Origin of the sequence: Caballeronia udeis, from assembly GCF_044909315.1 — a bacterium.
GTDB classification, from domain to species: domain Bacteria; phylum Pseudomonadota; class Gammaproteobacteria; order Burkholderiales; family Burkholderiaceae; genus Caballeronia; species Caballeronia udeis_A.
On the sequence record NZ_JBIYEB010000030.1, the window covers coordinates 71,945 to 94,560 of the forward strand.

24 protein-coding genes are annotated in these 22,616 nt (G+C 60.2%); 14 read left to right on the forward strand and 10 right to left on the reverse strand.

All coding sequences use genetic code 11. From position 1 onward, the window contains the following. Positions 1–5 precede the first annotated feature (5 nt). A complete protein-coding gene (locus ABH944_RS34980) occupies positions 6–578 on the reverse strand; it encodes a phasin family protein (protein WP_031363884.1) in 573 nt (190 codons plus the stop codon). 319 nt (positions 579–897) lie between these two features. Here ABH944_RS34980 and ABH944_RS34985 point away from each other — a divergent pair, with 319 nt between their 5' ends. Beyond that, a complete protein-coding gene (locus ABH944_RS34985; RefSeq protein WP_404612421.1) occupies positions 898–1,857 on the forward strand; it encodes a histone deacetylase family protein in 960 nt (319 codons plus the stop codon). 456 nt (positions 1,858–2,313) lie between these two features. Further along, a complete protein-coding gene (gene pbpG / locus ABH944_RS34990) occupies positions 2,314–3,519 on the forward strand; it encodes a D-alanyl-D-alanine endopeptidase (protein WP_404612423.1) in 1,206 nt (401 codons plus the stop codon). Between the two features lie 112 nt (positions 3,520–3,631). On the opposite strand, the gene ABH944_RS34995 is transcribed toward pbpG, so the two are convergent. Together ABH944_RS34995 and ABH944_RS35000 are read right to left on the reverse strand one after the other, a co-directional pair. Beyond that, positions 3,632–4,429 (reverse strand): IclR family transcriptional regulator, encoded by a 798-nt coding sequence (locus ABH944_RS34995; protein WP_404612425.1) that lies wholly within the window; start codon positions 4,427–4,429, stop codon positions 3,632–3,634. A 180-nt stretch (positions 4,430–4,609) separates the two neighbouring features. Then, positions 4,610–5,128: a hypothetical protein gene (locus ABH944_RS35000; protein ID WP_404612427.1), complete on the reverse strand. Its 519-nt coding sequence runs from the start codon at positions 5,126–5,128 to the stop codon at positions 4,610–4,612. Between the two features lie 278 nt (positions 5,129–5,406). Between ABH944_RS35000 and ABH944_RS35005 the strand changes: the two genes are divergently transcribed. The 10 genes from ABH944_RS35005 to iscX all read left to right on the forward strand — a co-directional run bounded on the left by ABH944_RS35005 (position 5,407) and on the right by iscX (position 12,441). Next, positions 5,407–5,649 (forward strand): hypothetical protein, encoded by a 243-nt coding sequence (locus ABH944_RS35005; RefSeq protein WP_404612428.1) that lies wholly within the window; start codon positions 5,407–5,409, stop codon positions 5,647–5,649. 166 nt (positions 5,650–5,815) lie between these two features. After that, a complete protein-coding gene (locus ABH944_RS35010) occupies positions 5,816–6,298 on the forward strand; it encodes a low molecular weight protein-tyrosine-phosphatase (RefSeq protein ID WP_404612430.1) in 483 nt (160 codons plus the stop codon). Between the two features lie 151 nt (positions 6,299–6,449). Then, positions 6,450–6,977: a Fe-S cluster assembly transcriptional regulator IscR gene (iscR, locus tag ABH944_RS35015; protein ID WP_047896460.1), complete on the forward strand. Its 528-nt coding sequence runs from the start codon at positions 6,450–6,452 to the stop codon at positions 6,975–6,977. Positions 6,978–7,053: 76 nt separating this feature from the next. Beyond that, positions 7,054–8,277, forward strand: coding sequence for an IscS subfamily cysteine desulfurase (locus ABH944_RS35020; protein ID WP_404612432.1), 1,224 nt, complete (start codon positions 7,054–7,056; stop codon positions 8,275–8,277). A 78-nt stretch (positions 8,278–8,355) separates the two neighbouring features. Then, positions 8,356–8,784 (forward strand): Fe-S cluster assembly scaffold IscU, encoded by a 429-nt coding sequence (gene iscU / locus ABH944_RS35025; protein WP_404612434.1) that lies wholly within the window; start codon positions 8,356–8,358, stop codon positions 8,782–8,784. 161 nt (positions 8,785–8,945) lie between these two features. Further along, a complete protein-coding gene (gene iscA / locus ABH944_RS35030) occupies positions 8,946–9,269 on the forward strand; it encodes an iron-sulfur cluster assembly protein IscA (RefSeq protein ID WP_062091493.1) in 324 nt (107 codons plus the stop codon). A gap of 109 nt (positions 9,270–9,378) precedes the next feature. Further along, positions 9,379–9,903 carry a Fe-S protein assembly co-chaperone HscB gene (gene hscB / locus ABH944_RS35035; protein WP_404612437.1) on the forward strand — a complete coding sequence of 175 codons (525 nt, stop codon included), beginning with the start codon at positions 9,379–9,381 and terminating at the stop codon, positions 9,901–9,903. Positions 9,904–9,956: 53 nt separating this feature from the next. Beyond that, on the forward strand, positions 9,957–11,822 hold the full coding sequence (gene hscA, locus ABH944_RS35040; RefSeq protein ID WP_404612439.1) for a Fe-S protein assembly chaperone HscA: 1,866 nt from the start codon (positions 9,957–9,959) through the stop codon (positions 11,820–11,822). Positions 11,823–11,865: 43 nt separating this feature from the next. Beyond that, positions 11,866–12,207: an ISC system 2Fe-2S type ferredoxin gene (gene fdx, locus ABH944_RS35045; protein ID WP_062091496.1), complete on the forward strand. Its 342-nt coding sequence runs from the start codon at positions 11,866–11,868 to the stop codon at positions 12,205–12,207. A gap of 36 nt (positions 12,208–12,243) precedes the next feature. After that, entirely contained in the window at positions 12,244–12,441 is a 198-nt protein-coding gene (iscX, locus tag ABH944_RS35050) for a Fe-S cluster assembly protein IscX (RefSeq protein ID WP_031363898.1), read from the forward strand. Positions 12,442–12,552: 111 nt separating this feature from the next. Here iscX and ABH944_RS35055 read toward each other — a convergent pair whose 3' ends face one another. From ABH944_RS35055 to ABH944_RS35085, 7 genes are all read right to left on the reverse strand, one after another. Beyond that, entirely contained in the window at positions 12,553–13,302 is a 750-nt protein-coding gene (locus tag ABH944_RS35055) for a glycine zipper 2TM domain-containing protein (protein WP_404612442.1), read from the reverse strand. 324 nt (positions 13,303–13,626) lie between these two features. Next, positions 13,627–15,153: a lysine--tRNA ligase gene (lysS, locus tag ABH944_RS35060; RefSeq protein ID WP_404612444.1), complete on the reverse strand. Its 1,527-nt coding sequence runs from the start codon at positions 15,151–15,153 to the stop codon at positions 13,627–13,629. A 263-nt stretch (positions 15,154–15,416) separates the two neighbouring features. Then, a protein-coding gene (prfB, locus tag ABH944_RS35065; protein ID WP_404612446.1) for a peptide chain release factor 2 occupies positions 15,417–16,521 on the reverse strand; the annotation gives its coding sequence in 2 pieces (ribosomal slippage) (positions 15,417–16,439 and positions 16,441–16,521; 1,104 coding nt in all). Between the two features lie 92 nt (positions 16,522–16,613). Then, complete coding sequence (recJ, locus tag ABH944_RS35070) at positions 16,614–18,320, reverse strand: single-stranded-DNA-specific exonuclease RecJ (RefSeq protein WP_404612448.1); 1,707 nt, start codon at positions 18,318–18,320, stop codon at positions 16,614–16,616. Positions 18,321–18,373: 53 nt separating this feature from the next. Continuing rightward, entirely contained in the window at positions 18,374–19,483 is a 1,110-nt protein-coding gene (locus ABH944_RS35075) for a regulator (protein ID WP_404612450.1), read from the reverse strand. A gap of 124 nt (positions 19,484–19,607) precedes the next feature. Continuing rightward, complete coding sequence (locus ABH944_RS35080) at positions 19,608–19,910, reverse strand: HigA family addiction module antitoxin (RefSeq protein ID WP_062091511.1); 303 nt, start codon at positions 19,908–19,910, stop codon at positions 19,608–19,610. A gap of 12 nt (positions 19,911–19,922) precedes the next feature. Further along, positions 19,923–20,210 (reverse strand): type II toxin-antitoxin system RelE/ParE family toxin, encoded by a 288-nt coding sequence (locus tag ABH944_RS35085; RefSeq protein WP_404612452.1) that lies wholly within the window; start codon positions 20,208–20,210, stop codon positions 19,923–19,925. 449 nt (positions 20,211–20,659) lie between these two features. On the opposite strand from ABH944_RS35085, the gene ABH944_RS35090 reads away from it, so the two are divergent. Continuing rightward, complete coding sequence (locus tag ABH944_RS35090; RefSeq protein ID WP_404612454.1) at positions 20,660–21,913, forward strand: lipoprotein-releasing ABC transporter permease subunit; 1,254 nt, start codon at positions 20,660–20,662, stop codon at positions 21,911–21,913. Further along, on the forward strand, positions 21,906–22,613 hold the full coding sequence (gene lolD / locus ABH944_RS35095) for a lipoprotein-releasing ABC transporter ATP-binding protein LolD (RefSeq protein WP_404612456.1): 708 nt from the start codon (positions 21,906–21,908) through the stop codon (positions 22,611–22,613). Before ABH944_RS35090 ends, lolD begins: the two co-directional genes overlap by 8 nt. Positions 22,614–22,616 lie beyond the last annotated feature (3 nt).

Consider the following 22,616-nt stretch of genomic DNA (forward strand, 5'->3'; position numbering starts at 1 on the left):
TTCGCTTAGACAGTCTTCTTGGCGGCGCGCGAAGCTTGAGCCGTAGCTTGCGATGCAGCCTTCGTGGCGGCCGTAGCGGCTGCGTTGAAGTTGCTTTCCGCGATTTCGACAGCTTGCTTGCTTGCCTTGTGGATCGTTTCGTACGTGGTGTTGGCGGCAGTGATGGCCGACTTCATCACGGCAACAGCCGTTTCCGAACCTGCCGGTGCGTTCTTCGCGACGTTTTCTACGAGCGTTTGCACCTTGCGGTTCTGGTCTTCGTACTGCTCTTCGGCGACACGGGCGAATTCAGCTTGCGTCGACGATGCGATTTCATACAGGTGACGGCCATACGACAGCGCCTTTTCCGCGACCGGCTGAGCCAGGCTGGCTTGCAGTGCGAGCAGTTCTTGCGCATCCTTCACCGACAACACGCGTTGCGCGTTTTCCTGGCTTTCAGCCAGCGTCGACTTCACAACTTGCAGATTCAATTCAAGCAGCTTTTCCAAGCCTTCAAATGCCTTGTTCGTCAGACCGAAGAGGGTGTCGAACTGAGCTTTGTTTGCAGCGGCGATTTGTTCCGGGGTCAAAAGGGTCATGTCACGCTCCTGAAAGATTCGACCCATCATCAGCGCGGGTCGTGGGGTTTTGGCGGAGACCGGAAATCCGGAAACCGTATGAGGCGATCAGCTATTGGTGCGTCGCAACATGGAGCCTATTCTAGGCATATTCCGATAGATGTCAAGCGTCTTTTTGTGCGACGCAACATCGTACGAATGCTTATTAAACAATGGCTTACGAGGACACTCCTTTGTAGTGGAACTACATTTCGAGATACGGTGCACCAGCTTGGGGCGGAGGGTGCGGGCGGTGTCGGTGCTAGGATCTCAAGTCCGGAAAAGTGGAATTTCATTTCGAATGAAGGCGTTTTATAGCGATCGCTTCGTACTGCCGTTGCCGGCTGGCCATCGGTTTCCCATGCAAAAATATTACCTTTTGCGCGAGCGGGTGCTGGCCGAACTGCCCGAGGTGAAGCTGGACGAAGCGCCAGTCGCGGCCGATTCCGAGTTGGCGCGCGTTCATGCGGCCGACTACATCGAGCGGGTCGCAACGGGGGCGCTGGATGCGCGCGAGCAGCGCGAGATCGGCTTTCCGTGGTCGCCGGAAATGGTGGAGCGCGCAAGGCGCTCCGTCGGGGCGACGATTGCTGCTTGTCACGCCGCCCGCCAAGGCGGATTCGCGGTGAATCTGGCAGGCGGCACGCATCATTCATATGCGTCGCGCGGCGCGGGATTCTGTGTGTTCAACGACGCGGCTGTTGCTGCCCGGGCGCTACAGGCAGAGGCGTTGCGGCGCGGAGAGCGCACGCCGCGCATAGCAATAGTCGACCTGGATGTGCATCAGGGCAACGGGACCGCCGCCATCTTCCAGGACGATCCGAGCGTGTTCACGCTGTCGCTGCATGGCACATCGAACTACCCGTTCAGCAAAGAGATCAGCGATCTCGATGTCGCATTGCCCGACGGTTGCGGTGACGACGCCTATTCGGAAGCATTGTCCGGGGCGTTATCGACGATGTTCGAGCGCTTCGAACCCGCCATGCTTATCTATCTGGCAGGCGCCGATCCGCACGTCGACGACCGCCTGGGGCGACTCGCGTTGAGCGTCGACGGCCTCGCCAGGCGCGATTCCCTTGTATTCAGCGCCGCGGCCGGGCGAGCTCTGCCCGTGGCAATAACGATGGCCGGCGGTTACGGTCGCGATATTGACGTCACCGTCGACATTCATCTTCAGACCATTCAGCTTGCCGCCGTCGCGTTCGGTGCCCGGCGCGATTCAAGCACCCCCGATACACTGCGCTCGGCGAAATTCATTTGAAACGGTTTGAAACTCGGTAAACCAAATGTGTTAACGCAACGTTAACATTCAAAGTCGGCAGTCATCGTCAAAGTTTGTGTGAACAAAAACTTTCGATGGCGGTCGAAATGCCGGTTGAGAATCGGCATGTCTTGCCGAAATGCTTCGCTTCCTGTCGTTGTCCACACCATTAGTGAAAACTTTGCCTTGAGGGCAGGATCAGGAATTTTCCCTCAAGTTTCACAAACTATTGCCGATAAGAGGCTGATAGCCAGGGTCGGGGAATGGCGTGTGGCGGTGAAAACGATTGCAGCATCAGCGATGATTTTTTACGATCGGAACTCAGAACTCATTCGCTCCGATAAATCGTGTCTTACAAAGCGGTTTAAGTAGTGCGGATAAGTGCTTAATATTGCTAATTTTTCGAAGCTTTACTACACTGGCGACACTCTCTCGCCGGTCCAGAACAGAACACTAATGAAAACCGAAATGTTTTCGTCGCTCAGGGTGATCCATAGCGTTGCAGTCCGCACTGCGCTGTCGGTCGCCGTGTCGGTGGCGCTCGCGACGTCTTTCGCGGCCGCACCGATCGACGCTTTTGCCAAGACCCCAACCTCGAAATCCACCAAGAAAGCCGTCAAGGGCGCAGTTGCTGCGCCGCAAGCCAAGGCCGTCAAATCGTCGAAGGTTGCTGCACGCTCAGCCAGGGCAGTGAAGGGTGCGAAGGTCGCGCCAGTCGCGGCGGCACAGGAAGACGATACGCCGCGCGTTGCGCGCCGGCATCGTGTCAGTTACCGGATGGACGCGCGCGGGCGCCGTGCCGCTGTACGTTCGGTGGCGTTCCAGCCGCGTCCGCCTACTGTCGGCCAGGCGTTTGGCTTGCACGAGACACCGGACAGCCTCGCGTTACGCTCGAGCGTCGCGTACGTGGTGGACCAGAACACATCGGAGACACTCTTCGATAAAAACTCGCGAGCCGTGGTGCCTATCGCTTCGATCACGAAGCTGATGACAGCCATGGTCGTGCTCGATTCCAAGGCGCCGCTGACCGAGGAAATCACGGTAACCGACGAAGATCGCGACTACGAGAAGTTCACGGGTTCGCGTCTTTCGGTTGGCTCTGAGCTCAACCGCGAAGACATGCTGCATATCGCGCTGATGGCGTCCGAGAATCGCGCGGCTGCGGCATTGTCGCGTTATTACCCGAATGGTCGTCCTGGCTTTATCGCCGCGATGAACGCGAAAGCGAAGCTGCTCGGCATGACCGACACGCATTTCGAGAATTCGACGGGGTTGACGAGCCAGAACGTATCGAGCGCGCGTGATCTTGTGAAGATGGTGAACGCGGCGTATCAATATCCGCTGATCCGCAAGTTCTCGACCGATCGAAGCTATGACGTGTTTACCGGCAAGCGCAATATCGCCTATAACAGCACGAATGCGTTGATCCGGAATCCGAGCTGGGACATCGGCTTGCAGAAGACCGGCTTCATTAACGAGGCAGGCGAATGCATGGTGATGCAGACGACCATTCATGGCCGTCCGGTAGTAATGGTCTTGCTGGACTCATCGGGCAAGTATTCGCGTTTCGCCGATGCCGGCCGTTTGCGCGGGTTTCTGGAGAGCGAAACTGCTGGTGAACCGCATATCACCAGCGCCGATGCCGGCGGTGGCGGAACCTGAAGATCGCTTCGGAATTTGCGGTATCAGAATTGAAAAAAACCGGCCTTATCGTTTGATAAGGCCGGTTTTTTTATTGCCCCTGGATCTTGCAAATGCTCTGGATTCCGGAATATCAGCGCTGCTGTGAATCGGCGCTGGGTTCTGGCCGATACCCGAGCGAGCGCGAGATTTCCAGCGCGGTGCCGCTCAGTTGATTCAGCCACGAGTCTTGCAGCCGATCCGCAGGCGCTGAAAGCGACAGGCCGGCAACGAGCCGTCCCGTGTCGTCGTAAATACCGGCCGCGATGCAGCGCACGCCCAGCTCCAGTTCCTCGTTATCGCGGGCGCACGCCTGGCTGCGCACGAACGACAATTCACGCTCGAGCTTGCCGATATCCGTAATGCTGTTCTGCGTATGGCCGGAGAGGCCCGTTCGCGTGGCGTAGGCGCGTACGCGGGAGGATTCGTCGGCGGCGAGGAACAGCTTTCCCACCGACGTCAGGTGCAATGGCGCACGGCCGCCGATGGCCCGCACGACCTGCATGCCGGAACGCTCTGAATAAGCCCGTTCTATATAGACGATCTCATCGCCCTGGCGCACCGAGAGGTTGACCGTCTGGCCTGTTTGCCGATGCAGTTCGCGCATGGGTGGCATGGCGGCTTCGCGCACCGAGAGACGCGCCTTGACCAGGTTGCCGAGCTCGAGCAGCCGCATGCCCAGCCGGTACGTGCCGGGATCGGAGCGATCGACCAGACGGCACGTGACCATGTCGTTCAGGATGCGATGCGCGGTGGACGGATGCAATGACGTGCTGTGCGAGAGTTCTTTAAGGCTGACGGGGTCGGTGTGCGCGGCAAGCGCATCGAGCAGGCGCATCATGCGCTCGATCACCTGTATGGACGTTCTGGATTCCGGGTTCGTATCGCTCATGGGGAAAATCAGTTGATACGTCAAACAGCGGAATGATGATTGTATCTCGTATTGTGAAAAATGCGAAAGACTCCACGGCACGGTTGCCCGCGCAATCTCAGTTTCCTGCAGACAATAAAAAACCGCCCGGAAACAGCGAAAATGGCGGGCGGTCTTGAACACAGCGGGGTGGGCAGAGGTTCAGTGGTTATGCTCAGGTTGCTGTGACGAAGGTTTGCCCCAGAGAGATTGGCCAACATACGGTATGGATCCGCGTGACTGCTGTGCCTGCGGCGCCGGCCGGCCCGGATTACCCGCCTGCGGCTGTGGTGGCCTGCCGCCTTGCGGTGCACCTGCTTGCTGTCCGCCGTGACCGCCCCGGTCGCCACCCCAATTCCCACCACGGTTACCGCGGTCGCCGCCGCGATCACCCCAGCCACCCGGAGGCGGGCGGTGATAACCCGGTCCATCGTTCCAATAGCGAGGACCGGGACCGCCGTAATATCCGCCGCCGTCGACAATCACGCCCGACTGAACAACCGGTGCTCCGTAACCGTAACCGTAACCGGCTTCGTAGCCCGCGGGATAGCCCGGGTAGGCGGGATAAGCGGAATAGCCGTCGCCGGTCGCGTAAGCGGGCGTGCCGTCCGGGTAGACGGCGCAACCGGCTACGAGGGCGCACGAGGCGAGGATCAGACCTGTTACTGCGAGTTTCATCATGAGCGGGAGAGTATTCGTTGACTAGTTACCGTATCTGACAGTTTCGCGGAAAGAATATCGCAAGAATTTTGTAAAGTTTTATCTCCGCGGTAACAGGCTGAAAGTGGCGGGAACCGCTCATGGGCCAGCAAACACAACGCTGACGCGCCATACGCTGTTGACAGAGTTGCAACAATGCTTTGTGCCGGGGCACCTTTATGGGATGAGGACAAACCCTTAAAATCAAAGCGTCCGGAAGTGGGCCCGTCAGCCCACAGGACCTGAGAAGGGGTTTGACAATGAAAAAGACAATATCGACCTACTGGCCCATCGCGATGCTTGTACCGCTCGCACTTGCTGGGTATTGCCACGCCATCCACCCGGTTTCGGGGACTACCGCACCTCATCCACAAAGCGCCGCCAGTGTCAGCGCCGAGTTCGCGCGAGCGATTTCGCTGGGACTGGTCGACTCCGATGCCGGCAACAGCGCGTATCGGCCGGCTAACGGATCATCGGCAGCCGCTGTCTCGCAGACGTTCTGAACGACGAGGCCGGGGAAAGTCGGCCTGGGCTGGGCCAATCGGGCGCGCAAACGCCGTCTTTTGTATAATTCGGGACGGTTTCGCGCATTGAGCTGGTCAGGCCGGTGCAAGTCGTCGAACCACCGAGCCGCATGCGCCGCTTAAGCCAAATGAAGCCTGGAATCTGATGAACACTATCGCCGTCTGTTTCGTGTGCCTTGGCAATATCTGCCGTTCGCCGAGCGCCGAAGCGGTGATGCTGGATCAGGTGGGCCGGGCCGGGCTCGCGGGCAAGATCGTGGTCGATTCCGCCGGCACCGGCGATTGGCATATCGGCCAGCCGCCGGACGAACGCGCCCAGCGCGCGGGCAGGAAGCGGGGTTATGACTTGTCGCCGTTGCGCGGCCGGCAGGTCAGCCACGACGATTTCGCCCGGTTCGACCTGCTTATCGCGATGGACGATGCCAACGCGGCCGCGCTGACCAAAGTGTGTCCGGCGGAGTACCGCGACAAGATCCGGCTGCTGATGGAATTCGCGACCCGTGACGACAGCCGTGTGGTGGTCGACCCGTATTTTGGCGGCGACGAAGGTTTCGAACGCGTGCTCGATCAGTGCGAGGATGCCTGCGAAGGCTTGCTGCGAGCGCTTCGCACGCAGTTGGCGGCCTGATGCGCGCCCCCCGGAAGTCGGTTTCAATCGGCGCAATATTCTCAGCAAATTCCTAAGAAAATGCCGGTGGATACTTGACTAAATCCGTAGGCTATTTATACTTGACCAAAATCATCCAGTATTAGCCGTAGCCCCCGGTAGCTTACAAATTATGAGACTCACCACGAAAGGCCGTTTCGCCGTCACGGCGATGATCGACCTGGCATTGCGCCAGGAGCAGGGCCCGGTGACGCTGGCAGGAATCAGCCAGCGCCAGCATATCTCGCTGTCGTATCTCGAACAGTTGTTCGGCAAGTTGCGCCGGCACGAGATCGTCGAATCAGTGCGTGGTCCGGGTGGTGGATACAATCTTGCGCGCCGTGCGGAGAACGTCACGGTCGCGGACATCATTATTGCGGTGGACGAGCCTATCGACGCCACGCAATGCGGTGGCAAAGGCGCCTGCGAAGGCACCAAGCAGCACGACGGCCATTGCATGACCCACGAACTCTGGTCCACGCTCAATCAGAAGATGGTCGAGTATCTCGACTCGGTCTCGCTGAAAGATCTCGTCGACCAGCAGCGTGCACGTGAAGGATCGCCAGCGGTATTGCGCGACCGGCGTGCCGAATCGGCGGGTGTGGAGCCCGTGCGTGTGGCGCCGAAAGGACCGAATTCCGTTTTCAACCTGGCCGGCTGACGGCTGCCGCGTTGATGTGCTGACGCGGCCGTCTCGCCTTGAACGAGCCAATTGAGTTAAATCCCCGGAGCAACTGATGAACAACGACATTCCCCACCTGCCCATTTACATGGACTACAGCGCTACGACCCCGGTCGATCCGCGCGTGGTGGACAAGATGATTCCGTATCTGCGCGAGCAGTTCGGCAACCCGGCATCGCGTAGTCACCAGTACGGCTGGGACGCGGAGCGGGCGGTCGAGGAAGCGCGCGAGAACGTCGCGAAGCTGGTCAATTGCGACCCGCGCGAAATCATCTGGACGTCGGGTGCCACCGAATCGGACAACCTCGCCATCAAGGGCGCGGCGCATTTCTACAAGAGCAAGGGCAAGCACATCATTACGGTGAAGACCGAGCACAAGGCCGTGCTCGATACCTGCCGTGAGCTCGAACGAGAAGGTTTCGAAGTCACTTACCTCGATGTCAAGGACGACGGTTTGCTCGACCTGGACAAGCTTCAGGCAGCCATCCGCCCGGACACCATCCTGGTCTCGGTGATGAGCGTGAACAACGAGATCGGCGTGATCCAGGACATCGCCGCGATCGGTGAGATCACGCGTGCGAAGGGCATCATATTTCACGTCGATGCAGCGCAAGCCACCGGCAAGATCGAGATCGACCTGCAAAAGCAGAAGGTCGACCTGATGTCGTTTTCGGCGCACAAGACGTATGGTCCGAAGGGTATCGGCGCGTTGTTCGTGCGTCGCAAGCCGCGCATTCGTATTGAAGCGCAAATGCACGGCGGCGGTCACGAGCGCGGCATGCGTTCGGGCACGCTCGCCACGCACCAGATCGTCGGTATGGGCGAGGCTTTCAGGATCGCGCGCGAAGAAATGGCCGTCGAAAACGAGCGAGTCCGCATGCTGCGTGATCGCTTGCTCAACGGTTTGAAGGAGATGGAAGAGGTGTATGTGAACGGCGACATGGAAACCCGTGTGCCGCATAACCTCAACATCAGCTTCAACTTTGTTGAAGGCGAGTCGCTGATCATGGCGGTGAAGGACGTGGCGGTATCGTCGGGTTCCGCGTGTACGTCGGCTTCGCTGGAACCGTCCTATGTGCTGCGGGCGCTTGGCCGCAACGACGAACTTGCGCATAGCTCGATCCGTTTTACGGTTGGCCGCTTCACGACTGAACAAGATGTCGATTACGTGATTAACTTGCTGAAGAGCAAGATTCAGAAGTTGCGTGATCTGTCGCCGCTTTGGGAAATGCATAAGGACGGTATCGACATTTCGTCGATCCAGTGGGCTGCGCATTAAGCGCTTGTCTGGCGGCCCGGTGGCGGCTTCCGCGCCGAGGTTAAAACGCACACGCATACGAATTCAAGGAGTTTGATCATGGCTTATAGCGACAAGGTTCTGGACCACTACGAAAACCCGCGCAACGTCGGCTCGTTCGGCAAGGACGACGACACCGTGGGCACCGGCATGGTCGGTGCGCCGGCATGCGGCGACGTGATGAAGCTGCAGATCCGCGTGGGCGCGGACGGCGTGATTGAAGATGCGAAGTTCAAGACGTATGGCTGCGGTTCGGCCATTGCCTCCAGCTCGCTCGTGACCGAGTGGGTGAAGGGCAAGACGCTGGATCAGGCGCTGACGATCAAGAACACGCACATTGCTGAAGAACTGGCGTTGCCGCCGGTGAAGATTCACTGTTCGATCCTGGCCGAAGATGCAATCAAGGCCGCCGTTGCTGACTACAAGCAACGTCATGGCGCGGGCACGACGGAAACTGCTCCGGCAGAAGCGAAGCAACACGCGGCTTAAGCGGGCAGGTAATCAGCAATCAGGTTTCGGGAAGGGCGCTTGGGTGATCAGTTGACCGATCAGTTAAGTTCAGGCGCTCTGGTTTTCGATTCAAAGCAAGGCTGCAGCGTGGCGACCGGAGAAACGATTGACTCCGGACGAGCGGCTGCTGATGAGAGACTATGGCAATCACGTTGACGGACAAGGCAGCACAACACGTGCAGAAGTATCTGGTTCGACGCGGCAAGGGCGTTGGCCTGCGCGTTGGCGTGCGCACAACCGGCTGCTCGGGCCTCGCTTACAAGCTCGAGTACGTGGACGAACTCGCGCCGGAAGACAAGGTGTTCGAGTCGGCGGGCGTGAAGATCATTGTCGATCCGAAGAGCCTGGCTTATATCGACGGTACCGAGCTGGATTTCGCGCGCGAAGGGCTGAACGAAGGATTCAAGTTCAATAACCCGAACGTGAAGGACGAGTGCGGTTGCGGCGAATCGTTTCGCGTATAGCGCGGCGCAAGAACAGCAAAGAGGCGGCGCGTGCCGCCTTTTTCTTTAGTGCCGCGGGTTTAGACGTCCCTCTTATCCCTGCTTCCGCTCATTTTCACTCATCTTCAACATGGCAACGCTCAACGACAGTCATTTCGACCTGTTCGACCTTCCACCGACTTACGCCATCGATGCAAAAAAGCTCGATGATGCGTATCGCACGGTGCAGGCACAGGTCCATCCCGATCGTTTTGCCGCCGCTGGGGACGCGCAAAAACGTGTCGCGATGCAGTGGGCCACGCGGGCAAACGAGGCGTACCAGACGCTGCGCGATCCGTTGAAGCGGGCCACGTATATGTTGTCGCTGCGTGGCGTGCATGCAGATGCAGAGAACAACACCGCGATGGAACCCGCCTTCCTGATGCAGCAGATGGAATGGCGCGAAAATATAGAGGACGCGGCGGACGCCAAAAATCTTGGCGCGCTTGAAGCCTTGCTCGATGAACTGCGCGATCAGGAACGCATCCGCTTCGAGAAACTGGCGGCGCTGATTGACAGTCACGCGGACCAGGCGGCGAGCGAAGCCGTGCGCCAGTTGATGTTTATAGAACGCGTGGCGAGCGAGATCGGCGTGCAGATCGAGAAGCTCGATTAGGTTCGATTCAGTTCGACCAAACCCAGACGACACCAACCCCCAATAGATCAACGATGGCTTTACTGCAAATTTCAGAACCCGGTATGGCACCGGCGCCGCATCAGCGGCGGGTAGCCGTGGGCATCGATCTCGGTACGACCAATTCGCTGGTTGCCGCCGTGCGCAACAGCGTGGCCGAAGTGCTGCCCGACGAAGACGGTCATTACCTGCTGCCGTCGGTGGTCCGGTATCTGGAGAAGGGCGGCCGGCGTATCGGCCGCGTGGCGAAGGAAGAAGCGGCGCTCGATCCGCGCAACACGATCGTGTCGGTGAAGCGTTTCATGGGCCGTGGCAAAAGCGAGGTGGAAGGGGCGGAAAACGCGCCCTACGATTTCGTCGATGCCCCGGGCATGGTGCAGATTCGCACCGTCGACGGCGTGAAAAGTCCGGTGGAAGTATCGGCGGAAATCCTGGCGACGCTGCGCTATCGCGCGGAAGACACGCTCGCCGACGAGCTGGTCGGTGCGGTGATCACCGTACCCGCTTACTTCGATGAAGCCCAGCGGCAAGCCACGAAAGACGCCGCGAAACTCGCCGGTTTGAATGTGCTGCGTCTGCTGAACGAGCCGACTGCCGCGGCGATTGCCTATGGGCTCGACAACGCATCGGAAGGTTTGTACGCCGTGTATGACCTGGGCGGCGGCACCTTCGATCTGTCCATTCTCAAGCTCACCAAAGGTGTGTTCGAAGTGCTTGCAGCGGGCGGCGATTCAGCGCTTGGCGGCGACGATTTCGATGCGGTGCTGTATCGGCATGCGTTGGTGAAAGCCAAGGTGGCGCCGGCTACGCCGGAAGATGTGCGTTTGCTGCTGGACCTTGTGCGAACCGCCAAGGAAACGCTGTCGGATGCACCGGAAGCTACGATCCAGGCCACCTTGTCGGATGGCCAGCAAATCGATCTGACAGTCACAGAAAGCGACTTCGCAACGCTGACTGAAGCGCTGGTTGCCCGCACGTTGACTCCCACGCGCAAGGCCTTGCGCGACGCCAAGGTAGCGCCCGCCGAGATCAAGGGCGTGGTGCTGGTTGGCGGCGCCACGCGCATGCCGGTGATCCGCCGCGCAGTGGAAACGTACTTTGGCCAGCCGCCGTTGATCAATCTCGACCCGGATCAGGTTGTTGCGCTCGGCGCCGCGATCCAGGCGGATCTGCTGGCGGGAAACCGTCGCGGAGAAGGCGATGACTGGCTGCTCCTCGACGTCATTCCGCTATCGCTTGGCGTTGAAACCATGGGCGGGTTGACCGAGAAGATCATTCCGCGCAACTCGACCATTCCGGTCGCACGTGCGCAGGACTTCACCACCTTCAAGGACGGCCAGACGGCGATGGCAATCCACGTCGTGCAAGGCGAGCGCGAGCTGGTCTCGGACTGCCGTTCGCTCGCGCGCTTCGAGCTGCGCGGCATTCCCGCCATGGCCGCCGGCGCGGCGCGCATTCGCGTGACGTACCAGGTGGACGCCGACGGTCTGCTGTCCGTGTTCGCGCGCGAGCAGTTGTCGGGCGTGGAGGCATCGGTGGTGGTGAAGCCGTCCTACGGTCTCGCCGATGACGACGTCGCGCGCATGCTGGAAGAGAGCTTCACGACCGCCGAAGTCGACATGCGCGCCCGCGCATTGCGCGAGGCGCAGGTCGACGCGCAACGCCTGGTGGAAGCATCGCAGGCGGCGCTCGGCGTGGACGGCGAACTGCTGGACGAAACGGAACGAGCCAACATTGAAGCGCTGATCGTGAAGCTCGCGGCGGTTACAGGCGGTGACAGCGTCGATGCTATCGAAACGGCGACGAAAGAGCTTGCCGGGGCTACCGATGAATTCGCCGCCCGCCGCATGAACAAGAGCATTCGCCGCGCGCTCGCCGGCCGCAGGCTCGACGAAGTCTGACGACGCGCCGAGCCTCTCACGTACAAAGAACGGAAAGAAATTCATGCCTCAGATCGTAGTATTACCCCACGTGGAATTGTGTCCTGATGGCGCTGTGATCGACGCGGATACGTCGAAGAGCATTTGCGACAACCTGTTGGACAACGGTATTGAGATCGAACATGCGTGCGAAAAATCGTGCGCATGCACGACGTGTCACGTGATCATTCGCGAGGGTTTCAACGCGCTTGTGCCGTCCGAGGAAGACGAGGACGATTTGCTCGACAAGGCCTGGGGACTTGAGCCGACGTCGCGGTTATCATGTCAGGCGATGGCTCCGGCAGACGAGGATCTGGTCGTCGAGATCCCGCGCTACTCCATCAATCATGCCAAAGAGAATCACTGAAGTTAAATCAGCGACCACGAGACAGGAGCGCTTGCCATGAAGTGGACAGACACGCAGGATATCGCGATGGCACTGACCGACGCGCATCAGAACGTCGATCCGCAATTCGTGCGATTTACGGATTTGCATCGCTGGGTGACGGAACTGCCGGGGTTCGACGACGACCCTGAGCGCTCCAACGAGAAGATTCTCGAAGCTATCCAGGCTGCGTGGATCGAAGACGCGGATTATTGAATCTGGTGCAGGTCTTTGAGCACTCGCGGCAGTTAAAGCCAACGGCGATTCCATCAGGAATCGCCGTTGGCTTTTGCGCTCGGGCTTGAATGCGGGCCAGCCCGCTACAGATCAGCCTGCAACCAGCGTGCCGTTCTGAATACGCACGCGCTCACCCTGGTTGAACGGCGGGGCCTGGTGATACGTGAAATAACGCGTCTTGCCGTTTTCCATATGCACGCGTACCGAATAGTCGGTGGTGCTGCGCAGATGTTTTTCGACCGCATTGCCACCCAGCCCACCGCCAAGCGCGCCAAGGATCGTCATGCCGGTACGACCGCCTCCACGTCCAAACTGATTACCGATAAGCCCACCCGCCACCGCGCCACCCACCGCGCCGATGCCGGTTGCCTGGCCTTCATGCCGCACCGCCGAGATTGCTTCTACCGTGCCGCAGGTCGAGCAATAGGCGGGTTGGGCGGGAGCTTGCTGCGCGTAGTTGGGCTGCTGTACGGGCTGCTGCGCTACCAGAGGGGCGGGCTGTTGCTGCTGAGCCGCTTGTTGCTGCGCTGCCTGGGCGGCCGCGCTCTGTTGAGCTTGCTGCTGAGCAAGCTGCTCCTGCTGCGCCTGTTGTTGCTGGGCGGCAGTAGGTTCGGCCGGTTGTGCAGCGGGTTGTGTTACGACCTGCGCCGCCTGGGTCTGATCGTTGGTCGGCGATGTGCTCGACGCTTTCGGGAACAGTCCGGTGACGGCTGCCGTGGCGGCAAGGCTGGCGATAATGATAGCGCCCGCGGCGGTCGCAACCAGCGGATGAATCTTGCGCTGGCGCGGGGCGCCGGGCGTCGGTGAACTCGATGTGGTCATGTTGTTGCTGTTATCCATTTTTGGACCTCCGTCTCAAGGCAGAGTGTGACGATACTGGGTCTGACTGGAGTTTGACGCTACTCACAAAAGCAGTGTCGAACAATCTGAAGCGTAAGGTTTATCAATTTGTAACGTTTCCAGGAAACCATTAGACGCAAGAAACACACCGGGCTGAAAAGACGCGGTGACGCCTTGTTTCGTAAGGGTTTTCCAGATTGACCACGGGTGGTGCGGCAGTCTTGACCGGCTGCTTTTACCGAAAGTTACAATCTTGGCCATTCTTCAGGACGAAAAAAAGGCGCTTTCGCGCCTTTTTTACAAACTTCCCTGCTATTGCTCAAGTCAGTCTTCGCGACGCAGATGCGGGAAGAGGATGACGTCGCGGATGCTCGGACTGTCGGTGAGCAGCATGACCAGCCGGTCGATACCAATTCCGCAACCGCCAGTCGGCGGCATGCCGTGCTCCAGCGCGCGAATGTAGTCCGCGTCGTAGAACATGGCTTCCTCGTCGCCGGCATCTTTCTGGTCGACTTGTTTCTGGAAACGCGCTGCCTGGTCTTCCGGGTCGTTCAGCTCCGAGAAGCCATTGGCGATTTCGCGGCCCACAATGAACAACTCGAAGCGTTCCGTGATGCCCGGAGCCGTATCCGATGCGCGCGCCAACGGCGAAACTTCCAGCGGGTAGTCGACAATAAATGTCGGCTCCCACAATTGCGATTCGGCCGTTTCCTCGAACAACGCGAGTTGCAACGAACCAACGCCCGCGTTCAAGAACTGTGGTTGCGATGCATCGACGCCGAACCTCTTCAGCTCGGTGCGCAGGAACGCGATATCGGCGAGTTGTTCGTCCGTGTATTGCGGCGCATATTTCTGGATCGCTTCGCAGATCGTCAGCCGATGGAACGGCTTCGACAAATCCAGTTCACGCCCCTGATACACGATGTTCGCGTTGCCGCGGGCATCGACGGCCGCCTGACGGATCAGCGCTTCGGTGAAGTCCATCATCCACGTGTAATCCGTGTACGCGGCGTAGAACTCCATCATCGTGAACTCGGGGTTGTGTCGCGGCGACACTCCCTCGTTGCGGAAATTCCGGTTGATTTCGAACACGCGTTCGAAGCCGCCGACCACCAGCCGCTTCAAATACAGTTCCGGCGCAATACGCAGGAACATTTGCATGTCTAGCGCGTTGTGATGCGTGACGAACGGCTTCGCCGCGGCGCCGCCGGGAATCGGGTGCAGCATCGGCGTTTCGACTTCCATGAAATCCGCCTTCGCCATGAAACTGCGGATCGATGCGAACGCCTTCGTGCGCGCAATAAACGTCTGACGCGTTTCCGGCGTCACGATCAGGTCGACATAACGCTGGCGATAGCGCATTTCCTGATCGGCGAGACCATGGAATTTATCGGGAAGAGGGCGCAGCGCTTTGGTCAGCAGGCGCAGTTCCGTGCAACGCACCGACAATTCACCCTTGTTCGTGCGGAACAGGACACCCTTCGACGCGATGATGTCGCCCAGATCCCACTTCTTGAACGCGTCGTAGACTTCCTGGCCGACGTCGGCGGGCGTGATGAAGAACTGGATCTGACCGCTGCCGTCTTGCACCGTTGCAAAACTCGCCTTGCCCATCACGCGTTTCAACATCATCCGGCCCGCGACCGCGACTTGCAGCGCCTCGGCTTCGAGTGCGTCCTTGTCTTTATCGGCGTAATCGGATTGCAGCGCGGCAGCTTGGTGCGTTGGCCGGAAATCGTTCGGATACGCGATTCCCTGCTCGCGCAGCGCACGGAGTTTGTCGCGACGCTCGGCGAGGATCCGGTTTTCGTCCGGTTCGGGAGCGTCGTCCGGCTGAGTCAGTTCGGTCATGATGTGTTTGGCTTTGAGTGCGATGAATGCGGCTTGGTCGTGGACCCGGTGCTGCGTCTATGCCGTTTGCGTGCTGTTTGCATCAGGCCGCGTGAACGACAATGTTGAAACTCAGGCCACACGGATGGTCGCAAATATTAGCGATGCAATGCTGCGATGTGCCGCCGCTATATTGCTGCAATACGTTACTGCAATGGCTTGCCGTGAACGAAGCAAAGCGAGGTAGCTGGCGCGGCGCGCGTGACCCACCCCGCGCTGTTTGCTTATACGCCCTGTTTGAGACTTGCGCCGATGAAGTCGTCCAGGTCGCCGTCGAGCACGGCCTTCGTGTTGCTGATTTCAACGTTCGTGCGCAGGTCCTTGATACGGCTGTTGTCGAGCACGTACGAGCGGATCTGGTGACCCCAACCCACGTCGGTCTTGCTGTTTTCCAGGTTGTCTTTCTCGACCTGGCGCTTGCGCATTTCGAACTCGTACAGCTTCGCTTTCAGCATTTGCATGGCTTCGGCGCGGTTACGGTGCTGCGACCGGTCGTTCTGGCACTGCACGACAATCCCGGTGGGCGCGTGAGTCAGGCGCACGGCCGAATCGGTCTTGTTGATGTGCTGTCCGCCCGCGCCGGACGCGCGATACGTGTCGGTGCGAATGTCCGCCGGATTGATATCGATCTCGATGGAATCGTCGACTTCCGGATACACGAAGATCGATGAGAACGATGTATGGCGTCCACCTGACGAATCAAAGGGTGATTTACGCACGAGCCGGTGAACGCCCGTTTCCGTACGCAGGAAACCGTAGGCGTATTCGCCTTCCACCTTGATGGTCGCGCTCTTGATACCGGCGACGTCGCCGTCGGATTCTTCGAGCACTTCGGTCTTGAAGCCTTTGCGTTCGCAATAGCGCAGGTACTGGCGCATCAGCATTGCCGCCCAGTCACACGCTTCCGTGCCGCCGGCGCCGGCCTGGATATCGATGAAGCAGTTGTTCGGGTCGGCCGGGTTGGAGAACATCCGGCGGAATTCCATTTCTTCGACGCGCTTTTCGAGCGCTGCCGTGTCCACTTCACATGAGACGAGCGTGTCTTCGTCGTTTTCTTCGCGGGCCATGTCGAAGAGATCCTGCGTGTCGCGCAGGTCGTTATCGAGGTCCGTGAGGGTGGTGACCACGGTATCCAGCAGCTTTTTCTCGCGACCCAGGGCCTGGGCGTTTTTCGAGTCGTTCCAGACGTTCGGGTCTTCTAGTACCCGGTTGACTTCGTCGAGACGCAGGGCCTTGGCGTCGTAGTCAAAGATACCCCCGGAGCTCGCCAGCGCGACGGCGCAGGTCGGCGAGGAGGTTCTCGATTGCGTTTAGACGTTCCGCTTCCATTTGATCGTTTTCAGGTTTTTTGGTTAAGGCCGAAATTATAGCTTAGCGGACGAAGGGCATTGGCGCGCGGACGGCGGCCGGGTTGGTGGTCCTCACCCGAGCGCGTGCTCAACGATCATCTGCACCCGGGCGACCCCATTCCAGGTATCGGAAACCAGCCGGTATGCCACAACGGTGCGCGCCGGCAGCGTTTCCGTGTGATTGAACCAGATAGCGTTGAACCGTTGCTGCCCGCGCCGCAATTGCAGCTTCAGATGCTTGTCCTTGACCAGCGCCTGGGACGCCACTTCAAACTCCCCGGAAAACACGGGTGCCGGAAAGCCTTGCCCCCAAACCGCGCCATCGATCAACTCAACAAACTGCGGTGTGAAATAAGCGTCCTCCAGCTCGCCGTCGGTTTCGACCACCCGCGACAACGCGTCGGACGTCAACCACTCGCGCCCGACGGCTTCGAACGCTGTGGTAAACCGCGGAATATCGGCAGTCACGATCGTCATGCCCGCCGCCATCGCGTGGCCGCCGAATTTCACGATCATCCCGGGTTCGCGCTTGGAAATCAGATCGACGGCATCGCGCAGATGAAACCCGGGAATCGAACGCCCCGATCCCTTCGATAAAACCCCGCTCTCGTCGGCATGGGCAAACGTGAACGACGGCCGGTGAAACTTCTCCTTCAGCCGCCCCGCGACAATGCCGATCACGCCCTGATGCCAGGCCGGGTTGAACAGCGTCAGGGTCGCGGAATCCGCCGGATCGATAGCGGCCAGTTCTTCCAGCGCCTGTTCCTGCATGCCGGCTTCAATTTCACGCCGCTCGCGATTGATCGAATCCAGTTGCTGTGCCAGTTCCCATGCGCGGCCGATGTCATCGGTGATCAGGCATTCAATCCCGAGCGACATATCCGATAACCGTCCCGCCGCATTCAGCCGCGGCCCGAGCGCAAAACCGAGATCGAATCCCGACGCGGCGCGGGCATCGCGCGCGGCCGCGCGAAACAGCGCCGCAATGCCGGGTTGCATCCGTCCCGCACGAATTCGCTTCAAGCCCTGCGCGACCAGAATCCGGTTGTTCGGATCGAGCTTCACGACGTCGGCCACGGTGCCGAGCGCGACCAGATCGAGCAGACCGTCCAGACGTGGTTCGGGAGCGTCCGTGGTGAACGCATTGCGGCGACGCAACTCCGCCCGCAACGCCAGCAGCACGTAGAAAATCACTCCCACGCCAGCGATGCACTTGCTCTCGAACGTACAGCCCGGCTGATTTGGATTCACGATCGCACGCGCGGGCGGCAGGTCGTCGCCAGGGAGATGGTGATCGGTCACCAGCACGTCGATACCCAGCGCATTCGCGGCTTCGACGCCGTCCACGCTTGCGATGCCGTTATCGACGGTAATCAGCAGATCCGGCTTCCCGCCCGCGCGGCTCGCAGCCAGCGCGACAATTTCAGGGGTCAGGCCATAGCCGTATTCGAACCGGTTCGGCACCAGGTAATCGATCTGCGCGCCGAACATCCGCAAGCCACGCACGGCGACGGCACAAGCGGTGGCGCCGTCGCAATCGTAGTCGGCGACGACCAGCATTCGGCGTTTCGCCGCGAGCGCGTCGGCGAGAACGACGGCGGCGTCATCGCAACCTTTCAGCCCGACGGGCGCGTGCAATTTCTTGAGCTCGGTCTCGATCTCCTCCGGCGAACACACGCCACGCGACGCGTACAGGCGCGCGATGACGGGGTGAACGCCGTGGCGCACGAGGACGGCGGCGTCGGCGGGAGAAGGGGCGCGGGTGACGATTCGGGTCATGCGGACAGGCCGGTGAAGATTCGTTTCATTCGATTCATTTCAATTCAATACATTTATTCGATAAGCAGCGCCGCGATCGGACGTCGCCGCCAGAATTTGCGCAGCGCACCGCGCGTGACGGTCAGCGACACGGAGCCGGTATCGCTGCACAACGTGAGACGCAGCGTGCCGAGCGTGCCGTTTTCAAGCGCGGCGAGGGCGGGCGCGAACCAGTCGCGCTCCAGTGTCCCGAGCGCGTCGTTCCAGCGCGCCCAGTCCTGTTCGATGAACGGCACGGAAAACGGGTCGACCTCGACGAGCGTACGGCCGTCTGTTGCCGTTGTTGAACCCATGAATGCGGCGAAAGATTCCGGCGGCGCTTGCGGCACGATATCGGCCGCCAACGCGAGCCCGCGCGTGGCCGGCGCGTTCGACATCACGTGCGCGAACGGGCTCGTCACGCCGCGTAGCGCACCTTGCGCGTGCAGCCAGATGGAGTTGATCGCGGGCAAGCCACGCGCTTCGCGCGCTTCGTTCAGCGGATGTTCGAACCAGGCCATCTGCACTTCGTTCTGCAGCTTCATCCACGCCCGTGAGCGCTCGCCGGTACCGGCTTCATGCGGCAACCAGATCTCGATATTGCGCCCGCTCGCCCTTAGCGGCGATGCGCCCGCCAGCCTGCCCAGATTCGGCCCGGCGACGTACCAGCGTGCCGGTTGCGGCGCCTGAATGGTCAACCCGAGGTCTTCTATCAGCGGCTTGACGACATCGAATAAGGTGAGGGCTTCCTGATCGTCCATACCCAGCGTTGCCGGATCGATCAGCACCAGGTGATCACGCGCGATCCGTACGTGCACCGGTTCGATACATGCCCAGGTGGTGTCGCCGGGCGTTCCGCCGTCGGCGAGCAACATATAGGGTGCGAGCGGCGCATCGTCGGTGGCCTGTCCGGGCGCCTCGTTTACCACGCCGAACTGCCGTGCGACCCAGCGCTCGTGGGGCAGCGTGCGCTGGAAGTCCTCGCCGATCACGCGTTCATCGAGCGTCGCGCGGGCGAGCAGCCGGTCGAGCGCGGGGCGGTCCAGCTTGTGCAGCGCAGTGGCGGCGTCCGCAGCCGATGGCAGCGCGAACGGCAAAAGAAGGTGAAGGTCTGGGAGCTTGGGCGTGGGCATGATGCTGCGCATTGTATGGCAAAGACCCGCTGTTCTCCGGGTGCCTGATCAGCTCGCCAACCCAGGTCCGATCACCTTGCGTCGACACCAGGGGTCAGGGATCAGCACAGCTTCACTGACTGCCGGGCCTGATGCATCACGCACGCGACAACTCACGCGGTTCAACCTTGCGATCGATTTCACTACGCGTTGGTAGTGTTTTCAGGTCATACATGGCCTGGAGATTCAACCAGAACTCGGGCGTCGAGTTGAAGTAGCGTGCAAGGCGATAAGCTGTGTCGGCCGTGACGCCCCGGCGTTCCTTCACGATTTCATGCAGACGCGTAGCCGGCACGTTCAGCGCCAGCGCCAGGGCGTTCACGCTCATTTCGAGCGGGACCAGATAATCTTCCCGCAAGATCTCGCCCGGATGAACCGGACGCATGCCGTTCTTGGACATGTGCTTCCCTATTCAGTGATAGTCGATGATTTCGACGTCGACGGGACCCTTCGTCGTCCATTTGAAACAAACGCGCCATTGGCCGTTAATCCGGATGCTGAGCTGACCGCGCCGGTCACCAGAAAGGGATTCGAGCCGGTTGCCGGGCGGCGACCTCAGATCACGTATTTCCACCGCAGCGTCCAGCGCTGTGAGCCTTCTGACTGCGACATCAGCGATTGCTTGAAACGGTTTCGGTGTTCCACCTTCGTAAAGTGCTTGCGTGTCCTTGCATCGGAACGTTTGGATCATTATGTTCATCGTATTACGTTTTGCGTAATACGTCAAGAGTTGCAGTAGGGGCCGTCACAGCGGTTGATGCCGGGTTATTGAAGGGGCGATGCCGTTCAGGTGGGCCTGGCGAGTATGAACTGCTGCATGGGCGGGGGAAGTCGTTCGAATGACCAGCGCGGTGGCTTGCGCCATCGTTTTTCACTCCGCCACGTCTTCCCGGCTAAAGGAGTGGCTAAGAATTGTGTGGCAAACTTCGCGCTTGATTGCAGACGGATCGGCGCGTCCGGCTCGCGCCGGATCAAAGCGGTAAGGATTGAGAAGGTGTTGTGATTGCCATCTGCGCAGACTGGCTCGAGTTAGCAATGGCGCAAGTCATCGGTCGCGCTCTTCACGAGCGCGTGGATTGGAAAAAACTGCCGTGCGCCGCATGCGCGAAGTAAAGATCGAAGAACGTTAGAACGCTGAAAAGGAATCGCTTGAAACTTCCCTATGAATGGCAGATCGGCTGGCGCTATACCCGCGCCGGCAAACGCACTACCGGCAACGGTTTCATCTCGTTCATCGCGCTGGTCTCGATGGCTGGCATCGCCTTGGGCGTAGCAGCACTGATCGTGGTGCTCTCGGTAATGAACGGGTTCCAGAAAGAGGTTCGCGACCGCATGTTGTCGGTGCTGGCGCACGTCGAAATATTTTCGCCGACCGGGTCCATGCCCAACTGGCAACTGACCGCGCAGGAAGCGCGCAAGAATCCGGAAGTGATCGGTGCGGCGCCTTACGTGGACGCCCAGGCACTCCTCACGCGCCAGGGCGCGGTCAGCGGCGTGGCGCTGCGAGGCGTCGAGCCGTCGCTCGAACCGCAGGTGTCGGACATTGGCAAGGAGATGCGAGGCGGCAAGCTCACCGATCTCGTGCCCGGCAGCTTTGGCATTGTGCTGGGTGCGGATCTGGCGACCAATCTCGGCGTGACCACGGGCGACAAGATCACACTGGTCGCGCCCGAAGGAACGATCACGCCGGCGGGCATGCTGCCGAGGCTCAAGCAGTTCACCGTGGTCGGCGTGTTCGAGTCGGGGCACTACGAATACGACTCCACGCTGGCGCTGATTTCCATCGCCGACGCCCAGGCGCTGTTCCGGCTACCGGCGCCCACGGGCGTGCGCCTGAAGCTGAAGGACATGCAGCGCGCGCCGGAAGTTGCGCGGCAACTGTCGCGAACGCTCTCCGGCGACCTCTATATCCGCGACTGGACGCAGCAGAACAAGACCTGGTTCTCGGCCGTGCAGATCGAGAAACGCATGATGTTTATCATCCTGACGTTGATTATTGCGGTGGCGGCGTTCAACCTGGTGTCGTCGCTGGTCATGACCGTGACCGATAAGCAAGCGGATATCGCCATCCTTCGGACGCTTGGCGCGCAACCCGGCTCGATCATGAAGATCTTCGTGATCCAGGGCGTGACGATCGGTTTTATCGGCACGGCGCTCGGCGTCTCGCTGGGGTGCCTGATCGCGTGGAGCATTCCGTGGCTCGTGCCCATGATCGAGCATCTGCTCGGCGTTCAGTTCCTGCCGCCATCGGTGTATTTCATCAGCGAATTGCCGTCCGAACTCGTCCCCGCCGACGTCGCGCGGATCGGTCTTATCGCATTCGTATTGTCATCGCTCGCGACGCTCTATCCGAGCTGGCGCGGTGCAAAGGTTCGTCCGGCGGAGGCGCTGCGCTATGAGTGACAACAACAACGCCATCGTGCTCGAAGCATCGGCAATCTCGAAGACGTTCGTGCAGGGCGGCTTCAATGTGCAAGTGCTCGACAACGCGGAATTGCAGGTCCGCCGCGGCGAGAAGCTGGCGATCGTCGGGGCGTCGGGATCGGGTAAAAGCACGCTGCTTCATGTGCTCGGCGGTCTCGATGAACCCAGCGCCGGCAAGGTTTCACTGCTGGGCAAACCGTTTACCGCATTGCGTGAACGCGAGCGCAACGAGTTGCGCAATCGCGCGCTCGGTTTCGTGTACCAGTTCCATCATTTGCTGGCGGAATTCAGTGCACTCGATAACGTCGCGATGCCGCTGCGGATTCGCCGCCTGAGCGAAGCCGATGCCCGCGCGCAGGCCATGACCATACTCGAGCGAGTAGGCATTGGTCATCGGGCGAAACATCGGCCGGGCGAGCTGTCCGGCGGCGAGCGTCAGCGCGTGGCGATCGCCCGCGCGCTGGTCACGAATCCGGCGTGCGTGCTCGCCGACGAGCCGACCGGCAACCTGGACGGCGCGACCGCGGACACGGTGTTCAACCTGATGCTGGAGTTATCGGAGACGCTGGAGACGAGCTTCGTGATCGTCACGCACGATCCCGATCTCGCCGCGCGCTGCGACCGCATCATGCGCTTGCGTGACGGCGTATTGTTCGAGGAGCCGGTCGTACCGGTTTAACTG